At 69.4% G+C, this 23,202-nt stretch carries 21 protein-coding genes; 12 read left to right on the top strand and 9 right to left on the bottom strand.

The features are described from left to right. Nucleotides 1–3: 3 nt before the first annotated feature. From LOZ83_RS32405 to LOZ83_RS32390, 4 genes are read right to left on the bottom strand one after another with little or no spacing between them, the layout of a single operon-like run. A complete protein-coding gene (locus LOZ83_RS32405) occupies nucleotides 4–1,041 on the bottom strand; it encodes an ABC transporter permease (protein ID WP_236795565.1) in 1,038 nt (345 codons plus the stop codon). A 3-nt stretch (nucleotides 1,042–1,044) separates the two neighbouring features. Then, nucleotides 1,045–2,622, bottom strand: coding sequence for an ABC transporter substrate-binding protein (locus tag LOZ83_RS32400; protein ID WP_236795564.1), 1,578 nt, complete (start codon nucleotides 2,620–2,622; stop codon nucleotides 1,045–1,047). Continuing rightward, nucleotides 2,619–4,220 (bottom strand): hydantoinase/oxoprolinase family protein, encoded by a 1,602-nt coding sequence (locus LOZ83_RS32395; RefSeq protein ID WP_236795563.1) that lies wholly within the window; start codon nucleotides 4,218–4,220, stop codon nucleotides 2,619–2,621. Before LOZ83_RS32395 ends, LOZ83_RS32400 begins: the two co-directional genes overlap by 4 nt. Further along, the gene (locus tag LOZ83_RS32390) at nucleotides 4,217–5,338 is read right to left on the bottom strand and encodes a DUF917 domain-containing protein (RefSeq protein WP_236795562.1); all 1,122 of its coding nucleotides are present in this window, start codon (nucleotides 5,336–5,338) and stop codon (nucleotides 4,217–4,219) included. The genes LOZ83_RS32395 and LOZ83_RS32390 overlap by 4 nt, the downstream gene beginning before the upstream one ends. A 67-nt stretch (nucleotides 5,339–5,405) precedes the next feature. On the opposite strand from LOZ83_RS32390, the gene LOZ83_RS32385 reads away from it, so the two are divergent. Further along, nucleotides 5,406–6,887 carry a CdaR family transcriptional regulator gene (locus tag LOZ83_RS32385; protein WP_236795561.1) on the top strand — a complete coding sequence of 494 codons (1,482 nt, stop codon included), beginning with the start codon at nucleotides 5,406–5,408 and terminating at the stop codon, nucleotides 6,885–6,887. Here LOZ83_RS32385 and LOZ83_RS32380 read toward each other — a convergent pair. Next, nucleotides 6,877–8,298: a helix-turn-helix domain-containing protein gene (locus LOZ83_RS32380; RefSeq protein ID WP_236795560.1), complete on the bottom strand. Its 1,422-nt coding sequence runs from the start codon at nucleotides 8,296–8,298 to the stop codon at nucleotides 6,877–6,879. The two genes, LOZ83_RS32385 and LOZ83_RS32380, sit on opposite strands and share 11 nt — an antisense overlap. 232 nt (nucleotides 8,299–8,530) lie before the next feature. On the opposite strand from LOZ83_RS32380, the gene LOZ83_RS32375 reads away from it, so the two are divergent. From LOZ83_RS32375 to solA, 4 genes are read left to right on the top strand one after another with little or no spacing between them, the layout of a single operon-like run. Further along, nucleotides 8,531–9,460 carry an ABC transporter substrate-binding protein gene (locus LOZ83_RS32375; protein WP_236795559.1) on the top strand — a complete coding sequence of 310 codons (930 nt, stop codon included), beginning with the start codon at nucleotides 8,531–8,533 and terminating at the stop codon, nucleotides 9,458–9,460. Next, nucleotides 9,447–10,409: an amino acid ABC transporter permease gene (locus LOZ83_RS32370; protein ID WP_236795558.1), complete on the top strand. Its 963-nt coding sequence runs from the start codon at nucleotides 9,447–9,449 to the stop codon at nucleotides 10,407–10,409. Before LOZ83_RS32375 ends, LOZ83_RS32370 begins: the two co-directional genes overlap by 14 nt. 11 nt (nucleotides 10,410–10,420) lie before the next feature. Continuing rightward, the gene (locus LOZ83_RS32365; RefSeq protein WP_236795671.1) at nucleotides 10,421–11,176 is read left to right on the top strand and encodes an amino acid ABC transporter ATP-binding protein; all 756 of its coding nucleotides are present in this window, start codon (nucleotides 10,421–10,423) and stop codon (nucleotides 11,174–11,176) included. A 31-nt stretch (nucleotides 11,177–11,207) separates the two neighbouring features. Then, nucleotides 11,208–12,335, top strand: a complete 1,128-nt coding sequence (gene solA / locus LOZ83_RS32360; RefSeq protein ID WP_236795557.1) for an N-methyl-L-tryptophan oxidase — start codon at nucleotides 11,208–11,210, stop codon at nucleotides 12,333–12,335. A 6-nt stretch (nucleotides 12,336–12,341) separates the two neighbouring features. Here the strand turns inward: solA and LOZ83_RS32355 are convergent, their stop codons facing one another. Continuing rightward, nucleotides 12,342–12,650: a hypothetical protein gene (locus tag LOZ83_RS32355; protein ID WP_236795556.1), complete on the bottom strand. Its 309-nt coding sequence runs from the start codon at nucleotides 12,648–12,650 to the stop codon at nucleotides 12,342–12,344. A 58-nt stretch (nucleotides 12,651–12,708) separates the two neighbouring features. On the opposite strand from LOZ83_RS32355, the gene glnT reads away from it, so the two are divergent. Genes glnT through LOZ83_RS32330 form a run of 5 tightly spaced genes read left to right on the top strand, consistent with a single transcriptional unit; the run spans nucleotide 12,709 to nucleotide 17,583 of the window. Next, nucleotides 12,709–14,028 (top strand): type III glutamate--ammonia ligase, encoded by a 1,320-nt coding sequence (gene glnT, locus LOZ83_RS32350; protein ID WP_236795555.1) that lies wholly within the window; start codon nucleotides 12,709–12,711, stop codon nucleotides 14,026–14,028. Nucleotides 14,029–14,043: 15 nt separating this feature from the next. Beyond that, the gene (locus LOZ83_RS32345) at nucleotides 14,044–14,901 is read left to right on the top strand and encodes a glutamine amidotransferase (protein ID WP_236795554.1); all 858 of its coding nucleotides are present in this window, start codon (nucleotides 14,044–14,046) and stop codon (nucleotides 14,899–14,901) included. Beyond that, nucleotides 14,889–15,581, top strand: a complete 693-nt coding sequence (locus LOZ83_RS32340; protein WP_236795553.1) for a glutamate synthase — start codon at nucleotides 14,889–14,891, stop codon at nucleotides 15,579–15,581. The genes LOZ83_RS32345 and LOZ83_RS32340 overlap by 13 nt, the downstream gene beginning before the upstream one ends. 8 nt (nucleotides 15,582–15,589) lie before the next feature. After that, on the top strand, nucleotides 15,590–16,903 hold the full coding sequence (locus LOZ83_RS32335; protein WP_236795552.1) for an FMN-binding glutamate synthase family protein: 1,314 nt from the start codon (nucleotides 15,590–15,592) through the stop codon (nucleotides 16,901–16,903). A gap of 14 nt (nucleotides 16,904–16,917) precedes the next feature. Further along, the gene (locus tag LOZ83_RS32330) at nucleotides 16,918–17,583 is read left to right on the top strand and encodes an XRE family transcriptional regulator (protein ID WP_236795551.1); all 666 of its coding nucleotides are present in this window, start codon (nucleotides 16,918–16,920) and stop codon (nucleotides 17,581–17,583) included. Nucleotides 17,584–17,847: 264 nt separating this feature from the next. Here LOZ83_RS32330 and LOZ83_RS32325 read toward each other — a convergent pair whose 3' ends face one another. Both LOZ83_RS32325 and LOZ83_RS32320 read right to left on the bottom strand, forming a co-directional pair. Continuing rightward, nucleotides 17,848–19,029, bottom strand: coding sequence for an allantoate amidohydrolase (locus tag LOZ83_RS32325; RefSeq protein WP_236795550.1), 1,182 nt, complete (start codon nucleotides 19,027–19,029; stop codon nucleotides 17,848–17,850). Continuing rightward, nucleotides 19,029–20,201 carry an FAD-binding oxidoreductase gene (locus LOZ83_RS32320; protein WP_236795549.1) on the bottom strand — a complete coding sequence of 391 codons (1,173 nt, stop codon included), beginning with the start codon at nucleotides 20,199–20,201 and terminating at the stop codon, nucleotides 19,029–19,031. The genes LOZ83_RS32325 and LOZ83_RS32320 overlap by 1 nt, the downstream gene beginning before the upstream one ends. Before the next feature lie 95 nt (nucleotides 20,202–20,296). On the opposite strand from LOZ83_RS32320, the gene LOZ83_RS32315 reads away from it, so the two are divergent. Next, nucleotides 20,297–21,487 carry a CdaR family transcriptional regulator gene (locus LOZ83_RS32315; protein WP_236795548.1) on the top strand — a complete coding sequence of 397 codons (1,191 nt, stop codon included), beginning with the start codon at nucleotides 20,297–20,299 and terminating at the stop codon, nucleotides 21,485–21,487. A gap of 280 nt (nucleotides 21,488–21,767) precedes the next feature. Here LOZ83_RS32315 and LOZ83_RS32310 read toward each other — a convergent pair whose 3' ends face one another. After that, complete coding sequence (locus LOZ83_RS32310; protein WP_236795547.1) at nucleotides 21,768–22,697, bottom strand: NADP-dependent oxidoreductase; 930 nt, start codon at nucleotides 22,695–22,697, stop codon at nucleotides 21,768–21,770. A gap of 77 nt (nucleotides 22,698–22,774) precedes the next feature. On the opposite strand from LOZ83_RS32310, the gene LOZ83_RS32305 reads away from it, so the two are divergent. Further along, nucleotides 22,775–23,161 (top strand): helix-turn-helix domain-containing protein, encoded by a 387-nt coding sequence (locus LOZ83_RS32305; RefSeq protein ID WP_236795546.1) that lies wholly within the window; start codon nucleotides 22,775–22,777, stop codon nucleotides 23,159–23,161. The last annotated feature ends 41 nt before the right edge of the window (nucleotides 23,162–23,202 follow it).

Raw genomic sequence — 23,202 nt, 5'->3', positions numbered from 1 at the left:
CGGTCAGCCCTCCAGGAGCGACGAGTGCGGGTCCAGGGCGGTGAGGATCAGGTCGATGACCAGGTTCAGCCCGAGCACCAGGCTCGCGTACAACAGGACGACGCCCTGGATCATCGGATAGTCCTTCGCGGTGATGGACGTGACGATCGTGGTGCCGAGACCGGGGATGGCGAAGACCGTTTCGATGATGACGGTTCCGGCGACCAGTCCGGTGAGCACCAGGCCGCCCGCTGTCAGCGCCCCGGTGATGATGTTCGGCAGTGCGTGCCGGAGGTAGCGCAGGTGAGCCGGTAGCCGTTTGCCGCGGGCGGTGGTCATGAACGGCGTCTCCAGCACCGACAGCATCTCCACGTGCACGATCCGCGCGAGATAGGACATCGGCCCGATGGCCAGCGCCACCACGGGGAGCACGAGTTGCGCGAACGTGCCCCACCCGGCGACGGGCAAGGCGTGCAGCGTGATGCCGAACAACGCGATGAGTCCGACGCCAAGCAGCATGTCGGGCATCGCGATGAACGCCCCGAGCAGCCACTGCACGGTGTTGCCGAGCCAGCGGCGCCGGCGCCGGTACACCGCGACGGCCGTCAGCATCCCGATGGGGACGCAGAGCAGGGCCGCCACGGCGAACGCGACGCCGGCCAGCGTGAGCGTCACCGGCAGCCGGTCGCCCAGCGTCGTGCCGACCGACCGCTGCGTCTGCAGCGAGAGGCCGAGGTGACCGTGGAAGAGCCCGGTCACGTAGTCCGCGAACTGTTGCAGCTCGGGCTTGTCCAGGCCCAGTTCGGCCCGCGCGTGCGCGACCAGCGTCGGTGTCGCGCTCGGGCCCAGCGCGGCCCGGACCGGATCGCCGGGGACAATGTGGACGATCAGAAAGGTCGCGACGACCACCAGGGCCAGCGACACCAGTACGCGGATGACGCGGCGGCGCAGGAAGGTCAGCCGGGGTGACAGGCCCGGGAGGTGACGACCCCGTCGGCGCGTGGCGTCGCCCTCCGGCGGCGAAGCGGACGGTTCGATGCTCGCGGTCGACGGGATCGTCATGGCTCAGCCCAGCATCCGGATCTCGGTCGGTGAGTAGAACAGGGTGTCGGTCAACTTGGCGCCCTTGAAGTACGTCGCCAGCTCGCTGTCGGTGATCGGGTAGACGTCGGTGCGATTCACCAGCGCCGCCTCCGCCTGCTGCCACAACCCGCACGTGGTGTCCGGCGACGCGCTCTGCGCCTGCTTGATCAGCGCGTCGTATTCGGGGTTGTCGACGAACATGAAGTTGTTGCCGCTCTTGTCCGGGGTGGCGCCGTTGAAGAACGTCGCGGCGACGGCGGGGCTGCCCGGGTCGATCTGGACGAACCCCAGATCCCAGTCGAACGTCTGGTACAGCTGCGCGGACCAGGCGCTGGCGTCGTTGGCGGACAGCGTGGTCGTCACGCCCAGCTTGTTCCACGACTGCTGGACCAGCTCCGCGGCGGGTGCGTGCGACGGTGTCGCCGCGTCGTAGATGAACTTCACCGTGAGCGGCTTGCCGTTCTTGGCGCGCTTGCCGTCGGCGCCGAGCGTCCAGCCCGCCTGGTCGAGCAATTGGCCTGCCTCGGCCAGGTTCTGGTCGGGCAGTGTCCACTTCGGACCGCCCGCGACACACAGGAGCGGGTTCTTCACGACGAGGGAGACCGACGGCTCGGCCGCCCCGTTGGCGACGACGGATGCCACGTCCTGCCGCTTGAGCGCCAGCATGAGTGCCTTGCGCACCAAGGGATCGGCGGTGACGCGGTCGGTGCGCTCGTTGAACAGGACCTCACCGATCGGGTTCCGCTCGGTGACGGTGGCCAGGTTCGCCGCGCTGAGCCGCTGCTGGTCGTCGCCCTTGACGGTGGCCGCGTTGATGTCCCCGGACAGCAACAGGTTCGCGGCCGTCGACTCGTTGGGGATCACCTTGACGGTCACGGTGTCGGGCAGTCCCACGGTGTCACTGGTGACGTCGCCGGGACCCCACTTGTAGTCCTTGCGCTTGGTGTAGGTGTACGCCGAGCCGGACTGCGCCGAGGTCAAGGCGTAGAGCCCGGTGCCGCTGGTCTGCGTCTTGAGCGTGTCCGGGTGGTCCAGGCCGGCCTGGCAGACCATCGCGATGGTCCCCGTGTTGGCGAGCAGGAACGGATCGTTCTCGTTGCTGGTGATCGTCAGCGTGTCGCCCGTCGCCGACGCGTGCAGCCGCTCGTCGACCTGGCTGCCGTAGTAGAAGGTCGCATGCGATTTCTGGGCGTTGTAGTTGATGTTGTTCGCGGCCGTCTCCGCGGTGAAGGGAGTTCCGTCCGAGCACGTGATGCCGCTGTGCAGCTGGTAGGTGATCTGGGTGCCGGTCGCTGTCCAGCTGGTGGCCAGCCAAGGCTTGAAGTCACCGTTCTTGGTGACGTGGACGAGATCCTCGTAGGCGTAGGACACCATTGCCCGCGCCTCGAGGGAGATCCCGCTGAGCGGGCTCAGGGTGCCGGGGTCACCCTGGAGTGCCGCCGTGTAGTTACCGCCCGAGACGTAGGAATCGTCGCCGCCGGCCGGCGTCGACGACCCGCATGCCGCGAGTGTCGATGCCGCCGTGAGCGCGGCGAAGAGGGGAAGCACTCTCGACTTCATACGCGTTCCTTGATCGGTGGGAGATGTCCGGCAGGGGTCTGGCCGATCCGGGCCAGTGGGCCGGCCGCCTTGACCGAGACCCGGACCGTGGGTGGGGTGGAGTACGACACTGGGGTCTCCAGCACGTCGACAACTTCCGTCCGCGCCGGGTCGGCGCCCGCTTGGATGGCACGTTCGATGGCCGCGCGGCTCGCTTCCGCGATCGCGTCCGTCCGCTCGCCGGCCGCACACAGCTCGTCGGCGCGGCCGCCCGCCAGCGCGATGGCGGCGCCGACCGCGTTCGCGACGTCACCGCGGTCCGGGCGGACGACCTCGCTGGCCCCCAGCACCCGGTCCGGCACGAGAAAGCCGCCACCGCCGACGACGACCAGCGGCAGGCCCGTCCGGCCGAGCGACATCCGTTCCACCGCCGACTCGATGCGGTCGTGTGCCACGGCGAGCGCGGCGCGCAGGCCGGACCGCGTCGCCGGCGACAGCGCGGGGAGGGAACGCCCGTCGACGACCACTCGCGCGAGCGACGCGGCGTCGGTCAGGGTCGGCGTGGCGCCGCCGAACAGGAGCGCCTGCTCGGCGATCCGGTAGCCGACGGAATCGTTGCGCGGCAAGCCGGTTCCGGCGTCGACGATCGTGCCGCCGCCGACGCCGAGGCTCAGGATGTCGGGCATCCGGAAGTTCGTGCGCACGCCGCCCACCTCGCGCGGCATCGTCGACTCGCGGGGAAACCGTTCCGTGACGACGCCGAGGTCGCTGGTCGTCCCGCCGACGTCGATGACGATGGCGTTGTCCGCGCCCGACAGGTACGCCGCGCCCCGGATCGAGTTCGCGGGCCCCGATCCGATCGTCAGCACGGGATACTGCGCGGCGTACTCGACGGCCATCAGGGTGCCGTCGTTCTGGGCGAAATACGTGGCCGCGTCCAGCCCCTGTTCGGCGACGGCGGTCATCAGGGCGGCCGTGACATCGCGCGCGACGCCATACAGCGCGGCATTGAGAACGGTGGCGTTCTCCCGTTCCATCAGGCCGAGGGTGCCGATCTCGCTGCTGACGGCGATCGGCACGGCGACGCCGTGATCGCGGATCAGCTGGGCGACCTCCAGCTCCTGCTCCGGATAGGACGGGCTGAAGATGCCCGTCACCGCGACCGCGTCGAAGGCGCCCGCCGGCCCGTCCAGGAAACGCCGGATGCCGTCGGTGTCCAGCGGCGCGATGGGATAGCCGTCCACGAGGTGGCCGCCGCCGACGAGGGCGCTGCCGGCGAGCACCGTGTCCCGCAGGTCCGCCGGCCAGCCGGACAGCGGTTGCTCCGCCGTCGCGGCCGGCGCGCCGAGCCGGACGACGGCGACGCGACCCAGGTTGCGCCGCCGCACGATGGCGTTGGTGGCGTGCGTGGTGCCGAGCATGATCCGGCCGACCAGCCCGCGCCGCTCCCCCAGTTCGCCGAGGATCTTGCCCAGGCTCGCCCGGATGCCGCCGGTGACGTCGGGGGTGGTCGGGCTCTTCGTCCAGGCGAGCACCTCACCCGCGCCGGACATCGCGACGGCGTCGGTGTTGGTGCCGCCGACGTCGATCCCGACGGCGACCTCACTCGTGGCGCTCACTGGCCGGCTCCTTCGAGATCGCCGGCGAGGGGGACGTAGTCGAGGTCGTAACCGAAGGCCCTCGGCCCGGCCAGTTCGAGACCTCTTGGCGTGCGCCACAAGGGATCGCAGGGCCAGGCGAGAACGCTCACGCGCTGTCCGAAGCGCAGCAGTTCGGTCGAGATCGCCTCGCCGGTCTCGGAGTCGACGACGGTGATGAGGTCCGGGACGATCGCGACGACGAGGCCGTCTTCGAGGACGACGAGGTTCTCGTTCTGGATCTCCACGCGGACGAGCCGGCCCCGGTCGCCGCCGACGCCTTCGATCGTCACCGATCCGCGCGTGAAGCCGCCGGTGGTGTTCCGCTCGACGTCGGTGATCTTGCCGCCGATGACCAGGCGCGCACCGAGTTCCGCGGCCAGCGCGGCAACGGGCTCAGTCGCGGCGAGCAGCGTCCGGCCGACCTCGATGGCGCGGCTCACGGAGCCCTCGATGACGGCGCCGGGCGCGTTCGCCGCGGTGATGACGTAGCCGCCGGCCATCGAAATACCGCCGCTGGCAACGGTGAGCGCCCTCGCGTGGCGCTCCAGCCACGCCCGGTTGATGGTGCGCAGCACCGACACGTTGCCGACGACGTCCGCCATGACCGTGAACTCGCTGTGCAGCCCGGCGACGTTCATCGAGATCATCGTCGCCTCGGGGAACGCGCGGCCCATCCCGTCGGCGTCCAGCACGTCCAGGCCGAGTTCCGCCGCCCACCCGACCGGCGCCACCCCGTTGTTGCCGCCGATCTCGGCCGCCATCACGGCGGTCGCCGGCCGACCGATGGCGCGCTCGATCTCGCGGGCGAGGATCCGCGGCTGGTCCTTCGAGGACGGCATCTCGATGCCCACCGACGGGGCGCCGATCACCGTCAGCACGATGGCGATGTCGTCCGCACCCAGTTCGTCGACCGAGATCAGCCGGACGGGCCCGTAGCGGTCGATCGCAGTCTCCACGGCCAGCCGCGCGCCATGGACGGCACCACCACCGCCGGTGCCGAACACGGCGGCGCCCGCGGCGAGGGCCGGGACGTCGGCGCGGGTGATCTCGCGGCGGGCCGGGCTCTGGTCGGGAACGGGGGGATCCGGTTCAGGCATGAAGCGAGGCTAAGAGGATCCCGTGACCTACGCTATGTGTGGTCAACTCAGAGATCTGGAGTCAACTGTGTTGCCAACACAAGGCTTCCTCGCGGACCTGCTCCGGCAGGGCGAACGGTTGGGGCTGCGGCACGTGGTCGGCCCTGCCGAGGTCGCCGATGTCTCGGGCGTGGCGATCCTGCCGATCGGCGAACTCGCCGCGGCCTCGGCGGGCCAGCTCGTGATCATCAGCGGCACCGGGTCACCAGCGGCCTATCAGGTCGACATCGCGATCCGGCGGGCCATCTCCGCCGGTTGTGCCGCCTTGGTGTTCGTCGGCGAGTTCCCGCTCGCCGCGACGTCCCGGTCGCTGGCGGTGCGTGGTGGCCTGCCGATCCTGATGAGCACGGCGACGCCGTCCGAACTGGCCGTGTTCACCGACCGCGCCCTGCGCGGCGGCGCCGAGGAGGCGATCGCCCGGGCCGAGCAGGCGATCGTCCGCGCCAGGGACTGTGCGATCGAGGTCCCGGCCCGCCCGGCGCGCGCCGTGCTGGACGAGGCGAGCGCGGCCCTCGGGGTGCCACTGCGGCTCGTCGAGGACACCACCGTCGCGTGGCACGAGCCCGACGCGGTCTGCATCGGGGAGGTGGCCGTGGGCCGGCTCGTCGCGGAGCGCGGTGACCCGTCGGTGGCCATCGCGCTCCCGACGCTGGCGGCCGTCCTGTCGCGGAGCATGCAGCACGAGATGCACACCCGCTTCGGCCCGGTCCGCTCGCGTGCCGACCTGGTCGTGGAACTGGTGCTCGCGGAGTCGTCGCGGGTGGAATCCCTGGGCGCGGAAGCCGCGCGCGCCGGTCTGCCGGTGGCGCTGTCACACACGGTCGCCTGGGTCAGCCCGACGCACCGGAACCTGACGGACCGACGGCTGCCCGCGACCGCACTGTCCGCGATCGAGCTGTACGGGCTGCAACTGGTGGACCAGCGCGACGAGGTGTGGCACGTCGCGATGATCCACGACAACCTGCTGATGGCGGCGTCGGAAGAAGCCGGCGCAGCCGACCACCAGCGCCGGGTGCGGGAGGTCATGGAGGCGGTGCGCGGGCACGCCAGGTCGCGGTTCGGCGACGAGTGGGCGTTCACCGTCGGGATGGGCACCCCCCGCCAGGGCGTGCTGGGTTTTCGCCAGTCGGCCGCCGAAGCGCGGATCGCGACCGAGGCGGCCATCGCGGCAGGACGCATCGGCGGCATCGAGGTCACCGACGTCACCGGCCTTCGCCGCGTGCTGCTGGACTTCTACGCGTCCACGCTCAGCCGCTCGCTGCTCGACGACATCCTGGCGCCACTCGACCGGACGGGCGGCGACCGCGCGGCCATGGCCATCGAGACGCTGCTGGCGTACCTGCGCAACCGCAACTCCCTGACGCGCGCGGCCGCGGAACTCAACCTCCACCCCAACGCGGTGAACTACCGGGTGCGGCGGGCCGAGCAGATCCTCGGCCTCGATCTGTCCGATCCGGACGTCCGGTTCGCCGTCGAACTGGCGTGCCGGGTGCGGCTGATCACCTCGTAGCGTCCGGCGCCCCGATCAACCGCGACACGCGGGCGCCCAGCCGCCGCGTGACGTCCTCGAGTTCCCGTGCTCTCGGCTTGATGTAGTCGCTCGAACTGACCAGGCAGGCCGCGGCGGCGACCGAGTTGCTCGAATCGCGCACTGGCGCGGAAATCGAGATGATCCCGAGTTCGTCGATCGACTTCATCGACAGCACGCCGTCACGCCCGGCGCGCGCGAACCGCCGCATGAACACCTCGACCTGTGCGGGCGGATGTCTGGTGGGCAGGACGCGTCTGAGCTCACCGGCCTCGAAGTCCGACACGAGGGTCGGACCGCCGTCCGAGCCGATGATGGGGGCGAGCCGCCCGAGCCACGGCGTCATGCCCAGCCCCTCGCCGACACTCTGGAGCTCTTCGACGAGAGTGAGGCTGCGCATGCCGTTCATCACGGTGATGAACGCGCACACGCCGGTTTCGTTCGCGGCCTCGGCCACGAGCGGCTGTCCCTTTTCGAGGATCATCGGTACCGTCGCGGCCCGATGCCAGCCGTGCACCGCCCAGCTCACCTCGAACTCCAGGCCATCCGGGCTCTGCCGGACGACTCCCGCCCGGCCACACGAGTCGAGCAGGCGGCGAGTCCGGTCCGGCCGCAGCCCGGTCGCGCTCGCGATCCCGGCCAGTGAGTCGCGCCCGGCCGACAGATGCCACATGATCCGCAGCGCCGCGTCGAGACCCGGCGGACTGCCCTCCGGCCCGGCCGTCTGTCCACTTGCGACATTCGGCCGATCCGGTTCGTCAGCCACGTTCCGTTCGAGCAGGCGCCGCGCCTCGTCGAGCAGGCGGCGCGCCTGCGGCACCCCCTTGGCGGCGCGGCTGACCGGCAGCCGCGCCGCCAGCACCGCGACGCATTGGCCGGTCGAGCTCACGACCGGAACCGCGATCTCCACACACATGCCGACGGTCGACTCCACGTGCCGCGCCTCCGGTCCACCGTCGTCCGGCCGGGCCGCGCGCACGATCGCGCGACGAGCATCGTCGACCAGCTCGCCCACCTTGGCCTGCGCCCGCAGTGTCCACACCGACTCCACCGAGGCGACCACCCGCATGCCGTGCGCCGACGGCGCGGCAAGGCAAGCGGTCTCCCCCGTCAGTGCCGCGACGAGGGTCAGCGCATACCGGACCGACCGGGCGAACGGCGCGGCCGCACGGCCGGAAAGCTGGATGGCACGGCGGCCGAGGCGATAGGTCCCGTACGCCTTCCCGCGTTCCAGCAGTTCGAGTTCTTCGAGCTCACCGCAGAGCCGGGAGGTGCTGCTCAGCGCCGTGCCCAACCGCTCCGCGATCTCCCCGACCGGCATCGCCACGGTGGGATCGGGGCGATTGCCGACCACCTGCACCGCGTTCAGCCCCGACACCACGTGTGTCGTCATCACCGGGTCCTCGACCATCCGTGCGGCTTGCGTTCCGTGCACCGTAGCAGAACCGTCAATCCTGGCCGCCCGAGTTTGCGCGTGGTGCGCGGTGCCGCGTCACGGCACTAGCGCGTTGTTATAGTGACCGAACTTATTTCGAACCCGCCGGATATTCGTGTTCCACGAGAGCGGAAACGGCGTATTGGTCCTCCCCCATTGTTCTCCACTGTCCGCAAGGAGTCCGACCAAAGTGTTCACCAAACGCCGTACCGGAAGACTGACGACAGCCGCGGCGATAGCGGCCGGTATCGCCACGATCGCGAGTTTCCTTGCCGGTTGCACCACGCATGCCACCGAGACGACCAATTCCGTGGGCACGGATTTCATCCAGGGGAAATACGACAGCAACATCGCGCAACTGGTTCCGCCGGACATCGCCGGAAAGAAGCAGATCGACGTGGCGAGCGGCCCCGGATATCCGCCGTTCCTCCTGCTCGCCGGCGACGGAAAGACCCTGGCCGGCGCCGAACCGGAGCTTCTCCGGGCCATCACGGACGTGCTGGGCCTGAAGCCGAACTTCGTCGACGTCAAGTTCGACGCGATGATTCCCGGCCTGCAGACCAAACGGTACGACGTGGTCGCCGCGGCATTGAGCATCACGCCCGCCCGGATGAAACAGGTCGACTTCGTCAGCGAATACTCCGGGGGCACCTCGCTGATCGTGAGTTCGGGCAACCCTCTGGGCCTGTCCCTGGACTCGATGTGCGGACACAAGATCGCCGTCATGAAGGGCAGCATCTACGCCGAGAACTACCTGCCGGTGTTCGACCAGAACTGCCAGAAGGCGGGAAAACCGGCCATCGACATCTCGGTGTTCCCGGCGCAGGCCGACGCCACGCTCGCGGTCAGCAGCGGCCGCGCGGACGCCAGCATGTCGGACTACGGCCCGCTGTCCTACATCGCCGATCAGTCGGGCGGCCGGCTCGAAGTGCTCAACGCGAACTACCAGCCGACCACGTGGGGCTACGCGCTTCCGCAGGGCTCCGCGCTGGCGCCCGCCATCGCGGGCGCGATGAACAAGCTGATCTCCGACGGCACCTACGGCAAGATCCTGGCCAAGTGGAAAGTGAGCCAGGGCGCGATCGCGAAGTCCGAGGTCTACACCGATGACAAACACTGAAACCCACGCGAGCACCGAACGGTCCGCCCATTCCGGCGACGCCACGCTCAAGGTCGCGACCGCCCGCCATTACGGCCAATGGATCGTGACCACCGTCCTCATTGTCATCGCGGCGGTCATCGTCAATTCACTACTCACGAACCCTCGCTACCAATGGGACGTCGTATTCCGTTATTTCCGCGACGTGCAGGTGGTGAACGGTCTTGTCACGACGATCGTCCTGACGGTCATCGCGATGGCCGTCGGTATCGTCATCGGCGTTCTCGTCGCGGTCTGCCGGGGTTCCAAGAACCGATCCGTCGTCGCCGCGGCACTGGCCTACGCCGGATTCTTCCGTGGCACGCCACTGCTGGTGCAGTTGATCTTCTGGTTCAACCTGGCCGCGCTCTACCCGGTGCTGTCGATCGGCATTCCGTTCGGCCCGACCCTGGTGTCGGGTGCGGCCAACACGCTGCTGACGCCGTACGTCGCGGCGATCCTCGGCCTCGGGTTGAACGAGGGCGCCTACATGTCCGAGATCGTCCGGGCCGGACTCCAGTCGGTGGACCCCGGCCAAACCCAGGCGGCGCAGGCACTCGGCATGCGCAAGAGCCAGGTCTTCCGGCGCATCGTGCTCCCGCAGGCGATGCGAGTGATCATCCCGCCGACGGGCAACCAGGCGATCTCGATGCTGAAAACGACGTCGCTGGTCAGCGTCATCGCCATCCCGGAAATCCTGTTCCGGGTGCAGGAGATCTACTCGCGGACCTACGAGGTGATCCCGCTGCTCATCACCGTCAGCCTCTGGTACCTCGTCGTGACCGCCGTATTGAGCACGGGCCAGTTCTACCTCGAACGGCATTTCAAACGCGGCGATTCCCGTATCCAGGGACGGTCGCTGCTGGCAACGCTTCGGGCCGGAGTCATTCCGCGCAGGGCAAAGGTCACGACCGAAGGAGGCCGCGAGTGACCGCCACGCCGATGGTCGAGGCCAACCGCGTGCACAAGTACTACGGCAGCAACCTGGTCGTCAGGGGAATCGACCTGACCGTGGCCGAGGGCGAGGTGCTGTGCCTCGTCGGCCCGTCGGGGTCCGGCAAGAGCACGTTCCTGCGCTGCATCAACCATCTGGAGAAGGTCGACGCGGGCACCATCTCGGTCGCGGGCGAACTCGTCGGCTACCGCGAGCACAACGGGCGGCTGCGGGAACTGCGCGACTCGGAGATCGCCAAGCGGCGCAGCGAGATCGGCATGGTTTTCCAGCACTTCAACCTCTTCCCGCACATGACGGTGCTGGAGAACCTGATCGAGGCGCCGGTCCGGGTCCGGCGGGAGAAGCCCACGGAAGCCATCGAACGCGGGCAGGCCCTGCTCACCCGCGTCGGCCTCGCCGACAAGGCCGACGCGTACCCGCGTTCGCTGTCCGGCGGGCAACAGCAGCGGGTCGCGATCGCACGTGCGCTGAACATGCGCCCGAAACTGATGCTGTTCGACGAGCCCACCTCCGCGCTCGACCCGGAACTGGTCGGCGAGGTGCTCGACGTGATGCGAGGCCTTGCCGCCGACGGGATGAGCATGATCGTGGTCACCCACGAGATCGGGTTCGCCCGCGAGGTCGCCAACACCGTGGCGTTCATGGACGACGGGGTGATCGTCGAGAGCGGGCCGCCCGCCCAGGTGCTCGGCGACCCACGACACGAGCGGACCCGCTCGTTCCTGGCGAAGGTCCTTTCGTGACAACACCTCGAATCGGGAAGAAGGAAGCAGAGTGAACGACCCGCTGGAGACCTTCGACGTGGCCGTCGTCGGCCTCGGTGCCCTCGGCAGCGCCACCGCGTACCACCTGGCCAAGCGGGGTGTGCGCACCGTCGCGTTCGAACAGTTCGATCTCGGGCACGTGCGGGGCGCCTCACACGACACGTCGCGCATCATCCGGACGTCCTATGGAGCGACCAGATATGTACGGCTCGCCAAGGCCGCGTACCGGGACTGGGCGGAGTTCGAGGAGGTCTCCGGCGAACGGCTGGTCACCGTGACCGGCGGGGTGATCTTCGTGCCGGCCGACGGGCCCTATTCGGCCGCCAGCTTCGCCGACAGCCTGGCCGAGGTCGGCATCCCGTACGAACTCCTCGACCCCTCCGAGGTCGGGGCGCGGTGGCCGCAGTTCGACATCCCCGAGACGGTCGAGACCGTCTACACGCCCGACACCGGGATCGTGAACGCGTCTAGAACGGTGGCGGCGCTCCAGATGCAGGCGAGGGCCCACGGCGCCGAACTCCGGGCGCGCACACCCGTTGTGGCGCTGAAACCGGACGGGTCAGGGACCGTGCTCCAGACGGCGGCCGGCGAGGTGCGGGCGTCGAAGGTCATCCTGGCGACGGATGCCTGGACGAACAAACTCCTCGCCCCGCTGGGTGCCGAGATCCCGCTCGAAACCATGCAGGAGCAGGTCACCTACTTCAAGCCCGCCGACGCCGCCACGTTCGACCCCGACCGGTTCCCGGTGTGGATCTGGGAGGACACCCACTGCTTCTACGGCTTCCCGACCTACGGCGAGCCCACCATCAAGGCCGCCCGCGATGTGTCGAACAACCTGATGGCGCCCGAGGACCGGACCTTCGAGCCGTCCACCGAACTGATCGACCAGCTGTCGGCGTTCATGGGCGCCAGAATCCCCGGCAGCGGGCACGTGCTGCGCACCGTCACGTGCCAGTACGCGATCACACCCAACCGGGAGTTCGTCCTGAGCCCGCTCGATCAGTACCCGGACATCGTCGTCGCCCTCGGCGCGGGGCACGCCTTCAAGTTCACCCCCGCCGTCGGCCGCATCCTCGCCGAACTGGTGGTGGACGGCGAAACCAGCGACGACATCTCGGCGTTCACCATCCCCGGCTAGTACCGGCTAGTGCACACGGCGATGTGGAAGGGGTCCGCGGACAACCAAAGCCCCACCGATGCGCACCATCAAATGGCCCTGCGGGACGGCAGTGGCCAGGTCGACGCCAGCCCCAAGGGCGATCCTCCCGGCGTCGCCGGGCAGCCGGTCGCCGTCGGGCACCATCGGCAGATGCGTGGCGAGCAGTTCGCCGCCGGCGCTTACCTCAACGAACCCGACGGTGCGCGGGTCGACACCGGCGCGCCGCGCGGAATCCTCGCCGGCGTTCACACAGCCGTAACCCATGAATTCTCTTGGTGGGATACACAGTTTCATGCAAGGATAAGAGCCGAGCTGGTCAACGCAGCGGTGGCGTGTCCGAACTGGAGTCCCCATGACGCTCGACGTGTCCCCACAGCCCGCCGAAACCCCACTCGATGACGATCTCGCCGGCCGCGCGCGGGCGGACGGGGTCCGGTTCCTGCTCGCCCTGTTCGTCGACCTCGCCGGCAAACCGTGCGCCAAGCTGGTGCCGGTCGAGGCGGCCGGGGCGTTGCAGCACGAGGGCGTGGGTTTCGCCGGGTTCGCGGTCGGCGCGATCGGGCAGCAGCCGTCGGATCCGGATCTGATCGCCATCCCGGACCTGGCCAGTTACACGGTGCTGCCGCAGGTGCGGGAGGGCCTCGCGCTGGTGCACTGCGACCCGCATGTCGACGGCCGGCCCTGGCGGTTCGCCCCGCGCGTGATCCTCAAGTCGCTGCTGGCACGCGCCGGGGAACTGAAACTGTTCGCGGGCGCCGAAGTCGAGTACTTCCTCGTCAAGCGGACCGCCGAGGGTGAGCTGATCCCGGCCGACGGGCGGGACGACCACGCGCGCCCGTGCTACGACGCCCGGGGCCTCACCCGGATGTACGACCACCTCACCGGCGTCTCGTCCGCGATGAACGAACTCGGCTGGGGCAACTACGCCAACGACCACGAGGACGCGAACGGCCAGTTCGAGCAGAACTTCGCCTACGCCGACGCGTTGACCACCGCGGACCGCGTGATCACCGCCCGCTATCTGATCTCGACGCTGGCGGAGCGCCGGGGCATGACGGCCACGTTCATGCCCAAGCCGTTCGCGGACCAGACCGGTTCCGGCATGCATCTGCACCTGTCGTTGTGGCGCGACGATGCCCCGCTGTTCCCCGGGGACGGCGAGCACGGGCTTTCCGGCCTGGCGCACCGTTTCCTGGCCGGGATTCTCGACCACGCGCCCGGGATGCAGGCGGTGCTCGCGCCCACGGTGAACTCCTACAAGCGCACCGGGGCGACCTCGACGCGGTCCGGTGCGACCTGGTCGCCGCGCCGCGCGACCTACGGCGGCAACGATCGCACGCACTACGTCCGCATCCCCGACGGCAACCGGATCGAGCTGCGTGGCGGCGACGGCTCGGCGAACCCGTACCTCGCCCTCGCCGTCGCACTCTCCGCCGGCCTGGACGGGATCGAACGCGGTCTAGACCACGATGCGCCCGAACGTCCCGAACTGCCGCCGACGCTGCTGCACGCGATCGAAGCGTTCCAGGCGGATCCGGTGATCGGCGGCGCGCTGGACGCGGCGGGACCGGGCGTGGGCGAGTACTTCGCCGCGCTCAAGCGCGAGGAGTTCTTCGACTGGCACAGCACGGTCGGCTCCTGGGAACACGACCGCTACCTGACCGCGTTCTAGAAGGGAGGGACGTCCGTGTGCGGGATTGTCGGGCTCCATCTACGGGACCCCGAGCTGTACCCCCGGCTGGGGAGTCTGCTCGAATCGATGCTGTGCCAGATGGCCGGCCGCGGGCCTGACTCGGCCGGCGTCGCGGTGTACGGGGACCACCGCAGGTGTCCTGAGGGCTATGCGGCGGTTTCCGCGCTCACCGAGGGCTCCGTGGAGATTCCCGGCGCGCTGGTGACCGAAGCCGGGGACACCACGGTGATCGCCGCACCGATGGGCGTCGACGACCTCGTGGCCGCGGTCCGCGCCACCGGCGCTCGCGTGGTCGGCTTCGGCACGGACCTGACCGTCTACAAGGGAACAGGGCATCCCCGCGAGCTGGCGGCCACCTACGATCTGGCGAACGCCCAGGGGTGGCAAGGACTCGCGCACACCAGGATGGCCACCGAATCGGCGGTGACCCCCGAAGGCTGTCACCCGTTCTCGGTAGGGCCGGACCAATGTCTTGTCCACAATGGATCCTTCGCCAACCACGCGACGATCCGCCGCGAACTGCGCGCCGAGGGCGTGGAGTTCGACTCGGAGAACGACTCGGAGGTCGGCGCCCGGTTCGTCGCCCAGCGTCTCGCGCAGGGCGAGGACCTGGCGAAGGCGTTGCGGGCGCTGTGCGAGCGGTTCGACGGGTTCTACACGCTGCTGGTGACCACCGGCGAAGGGTTCGCCGTCGTCTGTGACGCGATCGCGTGCAAGCCCGCGATCATCGCCGAGACGCCCCGTTGGGTCGCGATGGCCTCGGAGTTCCGTGCCCTCGCGGACCTGCCGGGCATCGAGTCGGCCGACATCTACGAGCCCGAACCGGAAAGGGTTTACGCATGGCAACGGTGACCCCTGTTTCGTCCAAAGTGGACCTTTCGACATCCTCGGTGCGGGCACTCAACGCCGAGTTGCACGAGCCCGCCGCGGAGGCGTACGAGGTCCTGCACCCGCAGGGCGCGCACGCCATCGCCGCCGGGGTGCACCACCCCGTCACGGTCGACATCCGCGGCCACGCCGGGTACTACTGCGCGGGCATGAACGACGGCGGCACGATCACGGTGCACGGCAGCGCCGGCACCGGTGTCGCGGAGAACATGATGTCGGGCACGGTCCGGGTCCACGGCGACGCGTCGCAGTCGGCGGGCGCGACCGGGCACGGCGGGCTGCTCGTCGTCTCCGGTTCCGCGTCGATGCGGTGCGGGATCTCGATGAAGGGCATCGACATCGTGGTCGGCGGGGACATCGGGCCGATGAGCGCGTTCATGGCGCAGGCCGGCCGGCTCGTCGTCTGCGGCGACGCCGGGGACGCGCTCGGCGACTCGATCTACGAGGCGCGGATCTACGTCCGCGGCAAGGTGAACTCGCTCGGCGCGGATTGTGTCGAAAAACCGATGCGCGCGGAACATCTCAGCGAACTCGCCGGACTGCTCGGCGCCGCGGGCCTCGACCACGACCCCGCGGACTTCCGGCGGTACGGCTCGGCGCGCAAGCTCTACCACTTCGCCGCGCACAACTCCGACTCCTACTGAGGTGCTTGATGACCAATCCCGCTCTGCGTGAGTCGGCGACGTTCGACCGCGCGACGATCGCCGGAATCCAGCGTGCCGCCGAGACCGGCGTGTACGACATCCGCGGCTGGGGCGCCAAACGCCCGCTGCCGCATTTCGACGACCTGCTGTTCCTCGGTGCCTCGATGTCCCGCTACCCGTTGGAGGGCTACCGGGAACGCTGCGACACCGACGTCGTGCTCGGCGACCGGCACGCGAAGTTCCCGCTGCACCTGGACATCCCGATCACGATCGCCGGGATGAGCTTCGGCGCGCTTTCGGCGCAGGCAAAGGAAGCCCTGGGCCGTGGCGCGTCCGAAGTGGGCACTTCCACGACGACCGGCGACGGCGGTATGACGCCCGAGGAACGGGGTCAGTCCAAACATCTGGTGTACCAGTACCTTCCTTCGCGCTACGGCATGAACCCCACCGACCTGCGCAAAGCCGACGCGATCGAGGTCGTACTCGGGCAGGGCGCGAAACCGGGCGGCGGCGGAATGCTGCTGGGACAGAAGATCTCCGAACGGGTGGCCGGGATGCGCACCCTGCCCGCCGGGATCGACCAGCGATCGGCGTGCCGGCACCCGGACTGGACCGGGCCGGACGATCTCACCATCAAGATCGTCGAGCTGCGCGAGATCACCGACTGGGAGAAACCGGTCTACGTCAAGGTGGGCGCGACCCGGACGTACTACGACGTGAAGCTGGCGGTCGCCGCGGGCGCGGATGTCGTGGTGGTGGACGGGATGCAGGGCGGTACCGCCGCGACGCAGGACGTGTTCATCGAGCACGTCGGCATTCCCACGCTCGCCGCCATCCCGCAGGCGGTGCAGGCACTGCAGGAACTGGGGGTGCACCGGAAGGTCCAGCTGATCGTCTCCGGCGGCATCCGCACCGGCGCCGACGTGGCCAAGGCGATGGCGCTGGGCGCGGATGCCGTCGCGATCGGTACCGCGGCGCTCATCGCGCTGGGCGACAACCACCCGCGCTACGCCGATGAGTACGAGAAGATCGGCTCCGCGGCAGGCTTCTACGACGACTTCCAGGACGGCCGCGACCCCGCCGGCATCACCACCCAGGATCCGGAACTCGCCGCGCGGCTGGACCCGGTCGAGGGCGGCCGCCGGATCGCGAACTACCTGCGCGTGCTCACCCTGGAGGCCCAGACGCTCGCCCGCGCATGCGGCAAGGCCCACCTGCGCAACCTCGAACCCGAGGACCTCGTCGCGCTCACCATCGAGGCCGCCGCGATGGCTCGGGTGCCGCTCGCCGGAACCGACTGGATCCCCGGAAACGGCCGGTGAGAGAGTGACCAATCATGACGGCGCCGCGACCCAGCACTGACCCGACCCCAGAACACGGCCCCGCGGCGCGGGAAGTCGAACGTCCCGCACCGCGCCAGGGCCGGCTGGAGCGGGCCATCGCCGGTCAGGTCCGCGGCCTGCGGCAGGCGCACGGCCTCACCCTCGCGGACCTGAGCGAGCGGTCCGGGATCTCGGTCCCGATGCTGTCCAAGATCGAGAACGCGTCGATCTCCTGCAGCCTCACCACGCTCGACCGGCTGGCCGACACGTTCGACATCCCCGTCACGTCACTGTTCCGCGGCGCGGACGCCCAGCGCGAAGCGGTGTACACGGAGGCGGGATCGGGCGCGCGGATCGTTCAGCGCGGCACCCGGGTCGGGCACGACTACACGTTGCTCGGCGCGTTGCGGGGCGCGCACAAACGGATGGAAGCGCACCTCGTCACGCTCACGGAAGCGAGCGAGGAGTTCCCGCTCTTCCAGCATCCGGGCACCGAACTGCTGTACATGCTCGAAGGGGAGATGGTCTACGCCCACGGCGACGCGAGCTACACCATGCGCCCCGGGGACGCGCTGCAACTCGACGGCGAAGGAGTCCACGGCCCGCGCGAGCTGATCGTCTTGCCGATCCGGTTCCTGTCGGTGGTCGCCTACGGCGAGGTGGGTGGCGGGGCTTCGTGATCGGCGGAGCTCGCCACTCGGTGAGCGGGGTGTCGAACGAGAATGTCCACTGTGGACGAAGTTCGCCGCGCATGGCCGCGGTGACGCGGCAGGCGGCCCGGCTGCGCCCGCGTACCGGATCAGGTCACGATCGCGGAGCACCTATTCGCGGTCGCCGACGGCGAGATACTCGACGCCGGGTCCACAAGCGGGTCGCGCCGGCACCGTTGCGCCACGCGACCGGGCGCAGTCGGCGAACCGCCGCACCACGATCGTCATGCGGTATCACCGCGCCGCGAGCGACCGCAGCACGGTGGCCAGCGCCGCGACCCCGGCTTCACAGTCGTCCGGCTCGGCGTGTTCGGCGGGCGAATGTGACACGCCGGTCGGATTGCGGACGAACAACATCGCCGACGAGACACCGTTGGCGGCCAGCACACCGGCATCGTGACCGGCGCCGGTGCCGATGATCGGGGCGCCACCGAGGAGGCCCGAGAGTTCCCCGGCGAGCACCGGGTCGAACTCCGTGCTGGGGGTGAACGACTCCACGACGGCGCCGGTCCCGATGGCTTCCTCCAGCAGCGGCACCAGCCGGCGAACGGCATCCTCGTCCGGTCCACGGCCGTCGACCCAGCCGGTCGCCTCCGACGGGATCGCGTTGACACCATTGGGAAGTACCCGCATCTTGCCGACGGTCGCCACACACCCCAATTCGCGCGCGACCTCGCGCGCCTGCAGGATCAGCGCGGCCAGCTTCAGCGCGGGATCGTTCCGGTCCTCGAACCTGGTCGTGCCCGCGTGGTTGGCTTCCCCCGGGAAGTCGAACCGCCACCTGCCGTGCGGCCAGATGGACGACGCGACCGCGACCGGCGCGGCGGTGTCGGCCAGGTAGCGTCCCTGCTCCACATGCAACTCGACGAACGTCCCGATCCGGGCGAGCGTTTCGGGATCAGGGCCGATCGCACCCGGGTCGCGGCCGGCCCGGCTCAGCGCCTCAGCCATGCTCACACCGTCGGCGTCGGTGAGCGCGAGCGCACGCTCGCGTGACAGGGCTCCGGTCAGGACCCGCGATCCCCCGCAGGCGACGCCGAACCGCGCGCCCTCCTCGTCGACGAAGTTCGCGACGCCAATAGGGCGGGCCGGGGTGAAGCCTTCACGCCGCAGTTCCTCGACAGCGAGCAGGGCCGAGACCACGCCCAATGGGCCGTCGAAGTTGCCGCCGTCCGGCACGGAGTCGAGGTGCGAACCGGTGACGACACCCGGCCCGCGCGCGTCCGGGTCGCCCCACCAGGCCCACTGGTTGCCGACGCGGTCCTCGGTGACGGTGAGCCCCCGCGCTTCGGCCTGGCCGCGGAACCACTCGCGCAGGTCGGAATCCTCGCGGGTCCAGGCGAACCGCCGGTACCCGCCGGTCGCCGGCGACCGGCCGATGCCGGCGATCTCCTCCAGCAGTTTCTGGGCCGTCATCAGCGCATCTCCCCCGCACCGGCGTACGGGTGGAGGCTGGTGAGCGGTTTACCCTCGGCGAACCGCTCGAAACGGAAGTCGGCGGCGGGGATGTCCGGGTCGGTGCTGTCGCCGTCGACGATCAGGTCGGCCATCAGGGTGCCCACCGCCGGGCTGATCTTGAAGCCGTGCCCGGCGAAACCGGCGGCGAGGAAGAGGCCGTCGAAGCCCACGGGCGCGATCACCGGGTTCCAGTCCGGCGTGTTGTCGTAACAGCCGGCATAGGTGTGCGAGACGGACGGGTTCGGGAACTTCTCGAAGCGGTGCAGCACCTTCGCCGCCGCGCGTTCCAGACCCGCCTCGCTGACCTGGTTGGAATAGTTGTCCGGATCGGCGTACTTCGGCTTGCTGTGGTCACTGTTGCCGACCAGCAGCTCGCCTCCGGAACCCTCGGTGCGCACGTACTGCAGGCTGACCAGGTCCGATAACACAGGCACGTCCCGGACCGGCTCACCGGCGTCCACGACCACCAGTTCCGCGCGCAGCGACTTCAGCGGGAGATCGATGTCCACTATGGACATCAGCCTGTCGGCCCACAAACCCGTCGCCACCACGACCACATCGGCGTCGATGCTCGACCCGTCCGCGAGTTCGACACCGGTCACGGTGTCGCCCGAGGTGCGGATGCGGGCGACCGGGGCGTTCTGCCGGATCCGCGCGCCACCGTCTCGCGCCACGGCGCCGAAATGCAGCGCCAATTGCGAGGCGTCGGCATACCCGCCGCGTGCCTCGTAGGAGAACGCGGCGAAGTCGTCGAGGCGCATGTGCGGCCAGAGTCTGGCCACCGCCTCGTGATCGATCAGCTCGGCCTCGATGCCAAGGTTCTGGTGGCTCTCGGTGTTGGCCCGCAACGGCTCCACGTTCTCCGGGCCGACGCCGACGAGGTAGCCGACCTGCCGGAACCCCATCACGTCACCGAGTTCCTCGAACAGAGGCAGGCTGCGCCACGCCATCGCCGCGATCGACGGGACACCGTAGTGGCAGCGCACGATGCCGCTCGACTTGCCGGTTCCCCCACTGGCCAGCACATCCCGCTCGAGCACGAGCACGTCGCTGATCCCGCGGAGGGTGAGCGCACGGGCGATCGAGAGCCCGATCAACCCACCACCGACGACCACAACACGCTTACCCATCACTGCAGGCTAGCCAGCGCGAGCCCTGTCATGCTTCCTACACTGATCGGAAATATAGCTAGAGTATTCCTACAGTTGACGAAGCGGGAGAACCGATGCCCGGGCTGCAGGCCATCGCGGAGACCCTGGCGGCGCAGGTGCGGCGCTCGGTCGCGATCGACAATCTCGACGGCAGGCTGCTCGCCCACACAGCGCACGAGGAGCCGGTCGACCAGTTCCGCATCGACTCGGTCATGCTCCGCCGGCCGAAGGCCAAGCGGACCGTCACCGGCTATGCCCAGCAGTTCGGCATCGCCGACGCGACCGGACCGGTCCGGATCCCGGCGAACGACGAGCTCGGCTCGCTCGCCCGGGTCTGCGTGCCGATCCGCTGCCACCAGACGCTGCTCGGCTATCTCTGGCTCTTCGACCAACCGGCACCGCTGACCGATGCCCAGCTCGAACACGCCGCCAGGGCCGCCACGACCGCGGGCGAGATCCTCTTTCGCGAGCAACTGCTGGACGACCTGCGCCGTGGCACCGAACGTGAACTGCTCCGCGACATCGTCAATCCCGCCGACGAGGTACGCCGCCACGCCGCGTCCAGGCTCGTCGCCGAACACGACATCGAGCCGGCGGCCCGGGTCCTGGCAATGGTGGTGGCGATCGACGAGGCGGCTGACGCCGTCGGGATCGAGCTCGCTCTGCAGCACGCGGGCCGGCGCCTGAGCCCCACGCGGTCACTCGGCATGGCCACGAGCGCGACCGGCGGGCTGCTGCTCATTGCTGACCCGGCGCTGCCGAGCCGAGAGAGCCTGCGGGCCGAAGCCGAGCGGATCCACGCGGAGCTCGCGACGGGGTCTCTCGACAGCTCGGTCCGCATCGGCGTGGGGACGGCTCGCGACAGCCTGCTCGAAAGCATCGACAGCTACCGCAGCGCCCAGGAGGCCGCGCGGGTTGCCCGCCTGCTCCCGTCGCCCGGGCCGGTGACCTTCGCCGACGAGCTCGGTGTCTACGGATTGCTGGCCCGGCTGCCGCTGGACTCGCTGGAACCGGATCCACTGCCGCCGGGCCTGCGACAACTCATCGAACGCGACCGGTCAGGCGCACTCGTCCCGACACTGGAGGCGTACCTGGACTCAGGCTGCGACCCGGCCCAGACCGCGAGCCGCCTCCTGATCCACCGGACGACCCTCTACTACCGGCTTTCCCGCATCACGGACCTGACCGGCCTGAACCTGCGCGACGGCAACGACAGGCTGACACTCCACCTCGGACTCAAACTCCGCCACCTGATGAACCGGTAGCTAGCCGCCATCGACGGCTGGTGCGAAGCCGGCCTCAGCGACCTGAGCGCGATCTTCTACCCGTCCGGAACCACCGGTCCGGCCAAGGGAATGCCACTGTTCCCCAGCAACGCCCAGATCCTCCAGGCGCCGCCCGCGATCACGCGTCGTCGTCCCGCTCACCGCATAGTCGTCCGCCGGTCCGCCGAGGCCAACGCCCAGAGTGCCCACTGCAGAATGTCGGCACCGCTCGCACGGGGCGGCGCGGCCGGCAGACCTACGCTGATTTTCACGACGGGCGTCAGACGGTGAGGACGAGCTTGCCCTGGAGGTGACCGCCGTCGAGTAGCCGGTGTGCGTCGGCGACGCGCTCGAACGGGAACGTCTCCTGGACGTGCACCCGAAGTTTGCCTTGTTCGACGAGTTCGACGAGGCCTCGCAGGGCAACCGGATCCGGGTCGACCGCGATGCCGCTGAAACGCAGGCCGGCCGCCTCGAACTTCGCGGCCAGAGCCGAATCCTCCTCCGCGACCGCCGTCACCAGGTGTCCCCCAGGGCGAAGCACCCCCAGCGACCGCTCGACGCTGTCACCGCCGAGCGTGTCGAGCACGACGTCGACGTCACGGACCACCTCAGCGAAATCGACCCTCGTGTAGTCGATCACCTCGTCGGTGCCCAACCCCTCGACGAAGTCCCGTTTACTCCCGCTGGCCGTCGCGATCACCTGCGCGCCAAGCGCTTTCGCGATCTGGATCGCGACGTGCCCGACCCCACCACCACCGCCATGGACCAGCACCCGGTCACCCGCGCTCACACCGGCGATGTCGGCCAGCCCCTGCCACGCCGTCAGTCCGACAACCGGCAACGCCGCCGCCTCGAGGTGTGAGAGCGACGCCGGCTTACGCGCCAGATGCAAGGCCGGAGCAGACACGACCTCGGCATACCCGTTGGCCGTCCGGGGGAACAACGGCATCCCGAACACCTCGTCACCCGGCCGCCACCGCCAGCTCTGCGGCGCCTCGTCCACCACACCGCTGATATCCCAGCCGAGAATGAACGGCGGCTTACCGAGCAACGGGAACTCACCGGCACGCAGCCGCGCCTCCAACGGGTTCAGCCCGATCGCCTTCACACGCACGAGGACCTCGGTCGGCAGCGGCCGGGGCACGGGCGCGTCCACGACGGTGAGCACCTCGGGACCGCCGTACCGGTACTGGGTGATGACTCGCATGACTCTCCTGGTTCTCGGGTGGGGCAACAGAACCCAGGCTAGATTTCCGATAGGAACCAACAGGTACCTTTGGCGCCATGAGCCATTACGGCCCCAGCGATCTCTTCCTCGCCGACTGCCCAGCGCGCCTGGCGGTCGAGTTGATCGCCGACAAATGGACCGTGGTCGTCCTCGCCGGGCTCAGCAAAGGCCCCGTGCGCCACGGCGAGCTGATCGAACTGATCGGCGGCATCTCCCGCAAAATGCTCACCCAAACACTCCGGCGACTCGAAGCACACGGACTCGTCACCCGCCACGCCTACGCCGAGGTGCCACCCCGCGTCGAATACGAACTCACCCCACTCGGCGCCACCCTCACCGACCCGATCCACACCCTGACCGAATGGGCCAGGGCGAACGGCGACGCCGTCCTCGACGCCCTCGACGCGTCGCCGGCAACCGCTGAGGCCAACGACCCGAGATAATCAGCAACGCTGACAACAAACCTGTCTACATGTCTTGCGTC

It is taken from the genome of Amycolatopsis sp. GM8 (genome assembly GCF_021653975.1).
Classification (GTDB): domain Bacteria; phylum Actinomycetota; class Actinomycetes; order Mycobacteriales; family Pseudonocardiaceae; genus Amycolatopsis_E.
Note: the sequence above shows the minus strand (reverse complement) of the source record. Positions and strands in the feature narration are given on the sequence as shown.

Coding starts and splice junctions, on each gene's coding strand:
- LOZ83_RS32405 (WP_236795565.1), bottom strand. CDS start 1,041: ATGACGATCCCGTCGACCGCGAGCATCGAACCGTCCGCTTCGCCGCCG.
- LOZ83_RS32400 (WP_236795564.1), bottom strand. CDS start 2,622: ATGAAGTCGAGAGTGCTTCCCCTCTTCGCCGCGCTCACGGCGGCATCG.
- LOZ83_RS32390 (WP_236795562.1), bottom strand. CDS start 5,338: ATGCCTGAACCGGATCCCCCCGTTCCCGACCAGAGCCCGGCCCGCCGC.
- LOZ83_RS32380 (WP_236795560.1), bottom strand. CDS start 8,298: ATGACGACACACGTGGTGTCGGGGCTGAACGCGGTGCAGGTGGTCGGC.
- LOZ83_RS32370 (WP_236795558.1), top strand. CDS start 9,447: ATGACAAACACTGAAACCCACGCGAGCACCGAACGGTCCGCCCATTCC.
- LOZ83_RS32365 (WP_236795671.1), top strand. CDS start 10,421: ATGGTCGAGGCCAACCGCGTGCACAAGTACTACGGCAGCAACCTGGTC.
- LOZ83_RS32355 (WP_236795556.1), bottom strand. CDS start 12,650: ATGAAACTGTGTATCCCACCAAGAGAATTCATGGGTTACGGCTGTGTG.
- glnT (WP_236795555.1), top strand. CDS start 12,709: ATGACGCTCGACGTGTCCCCACAGCCCGCCGAAACCCCACTCGATGAC.
- LOZ83_RS32340 (WP_236795553.1), top strand. CDS start 14,889: ATGGCAACGGTGACCCCTGTTTCGTCCAAAGTGGACCTTTCGACATCC.
- LOZ83_RS32335 (WP_236795552.1), top strand. CDS start 15,590: ATGACCAATCCCGCTCTGCGTGAGTCGGCGACGTTCGACCGCGCGACG.
- LOZ83_RS32330 (WP_236795551.1), top strand. CDS start 16,918: ATGACGGCGCCGCGACCCAGCACTGACCCGACCCCAGAACACGGCCCC.
- LOZ83_RS32325 (WP_236795550.1), bottom strand. CDS start 19,029: ATGACGGCCCAGAAACTGCTGGAGGAGATCGCCGGCATCGGCCGGTCG.
- LOZ83_RS32320 (WP_236795549.1), bottom strand. CDS start 20,201: ATGGGTAAGCGTGTTGTGGTCGTCGGTGGTGGGTTGATCGGGCTCTCG.
- LOZ83_RS32315 (WP_236795548.1), top strand. CDS start 20,297: ATGCCCGGGCTGCAGGCCATCGCGGAGACCCTGGCGGCGCAGGTGCGG.
- LOZ83_RS32310 (WP_236795547.1), bottom strand. CDS start 22,697: ATGCGAGTCATCACCCAGTACCGGTACGGCGGTCCCGAGGTGCTCACC.
- LOZ83_RS32305 (WP_236795546.1), top strand. CDS start 22,775: ATGAGCCATTACGGCCCCAGCGATCTCTTCCTCGCCGACTGCCCAGCG.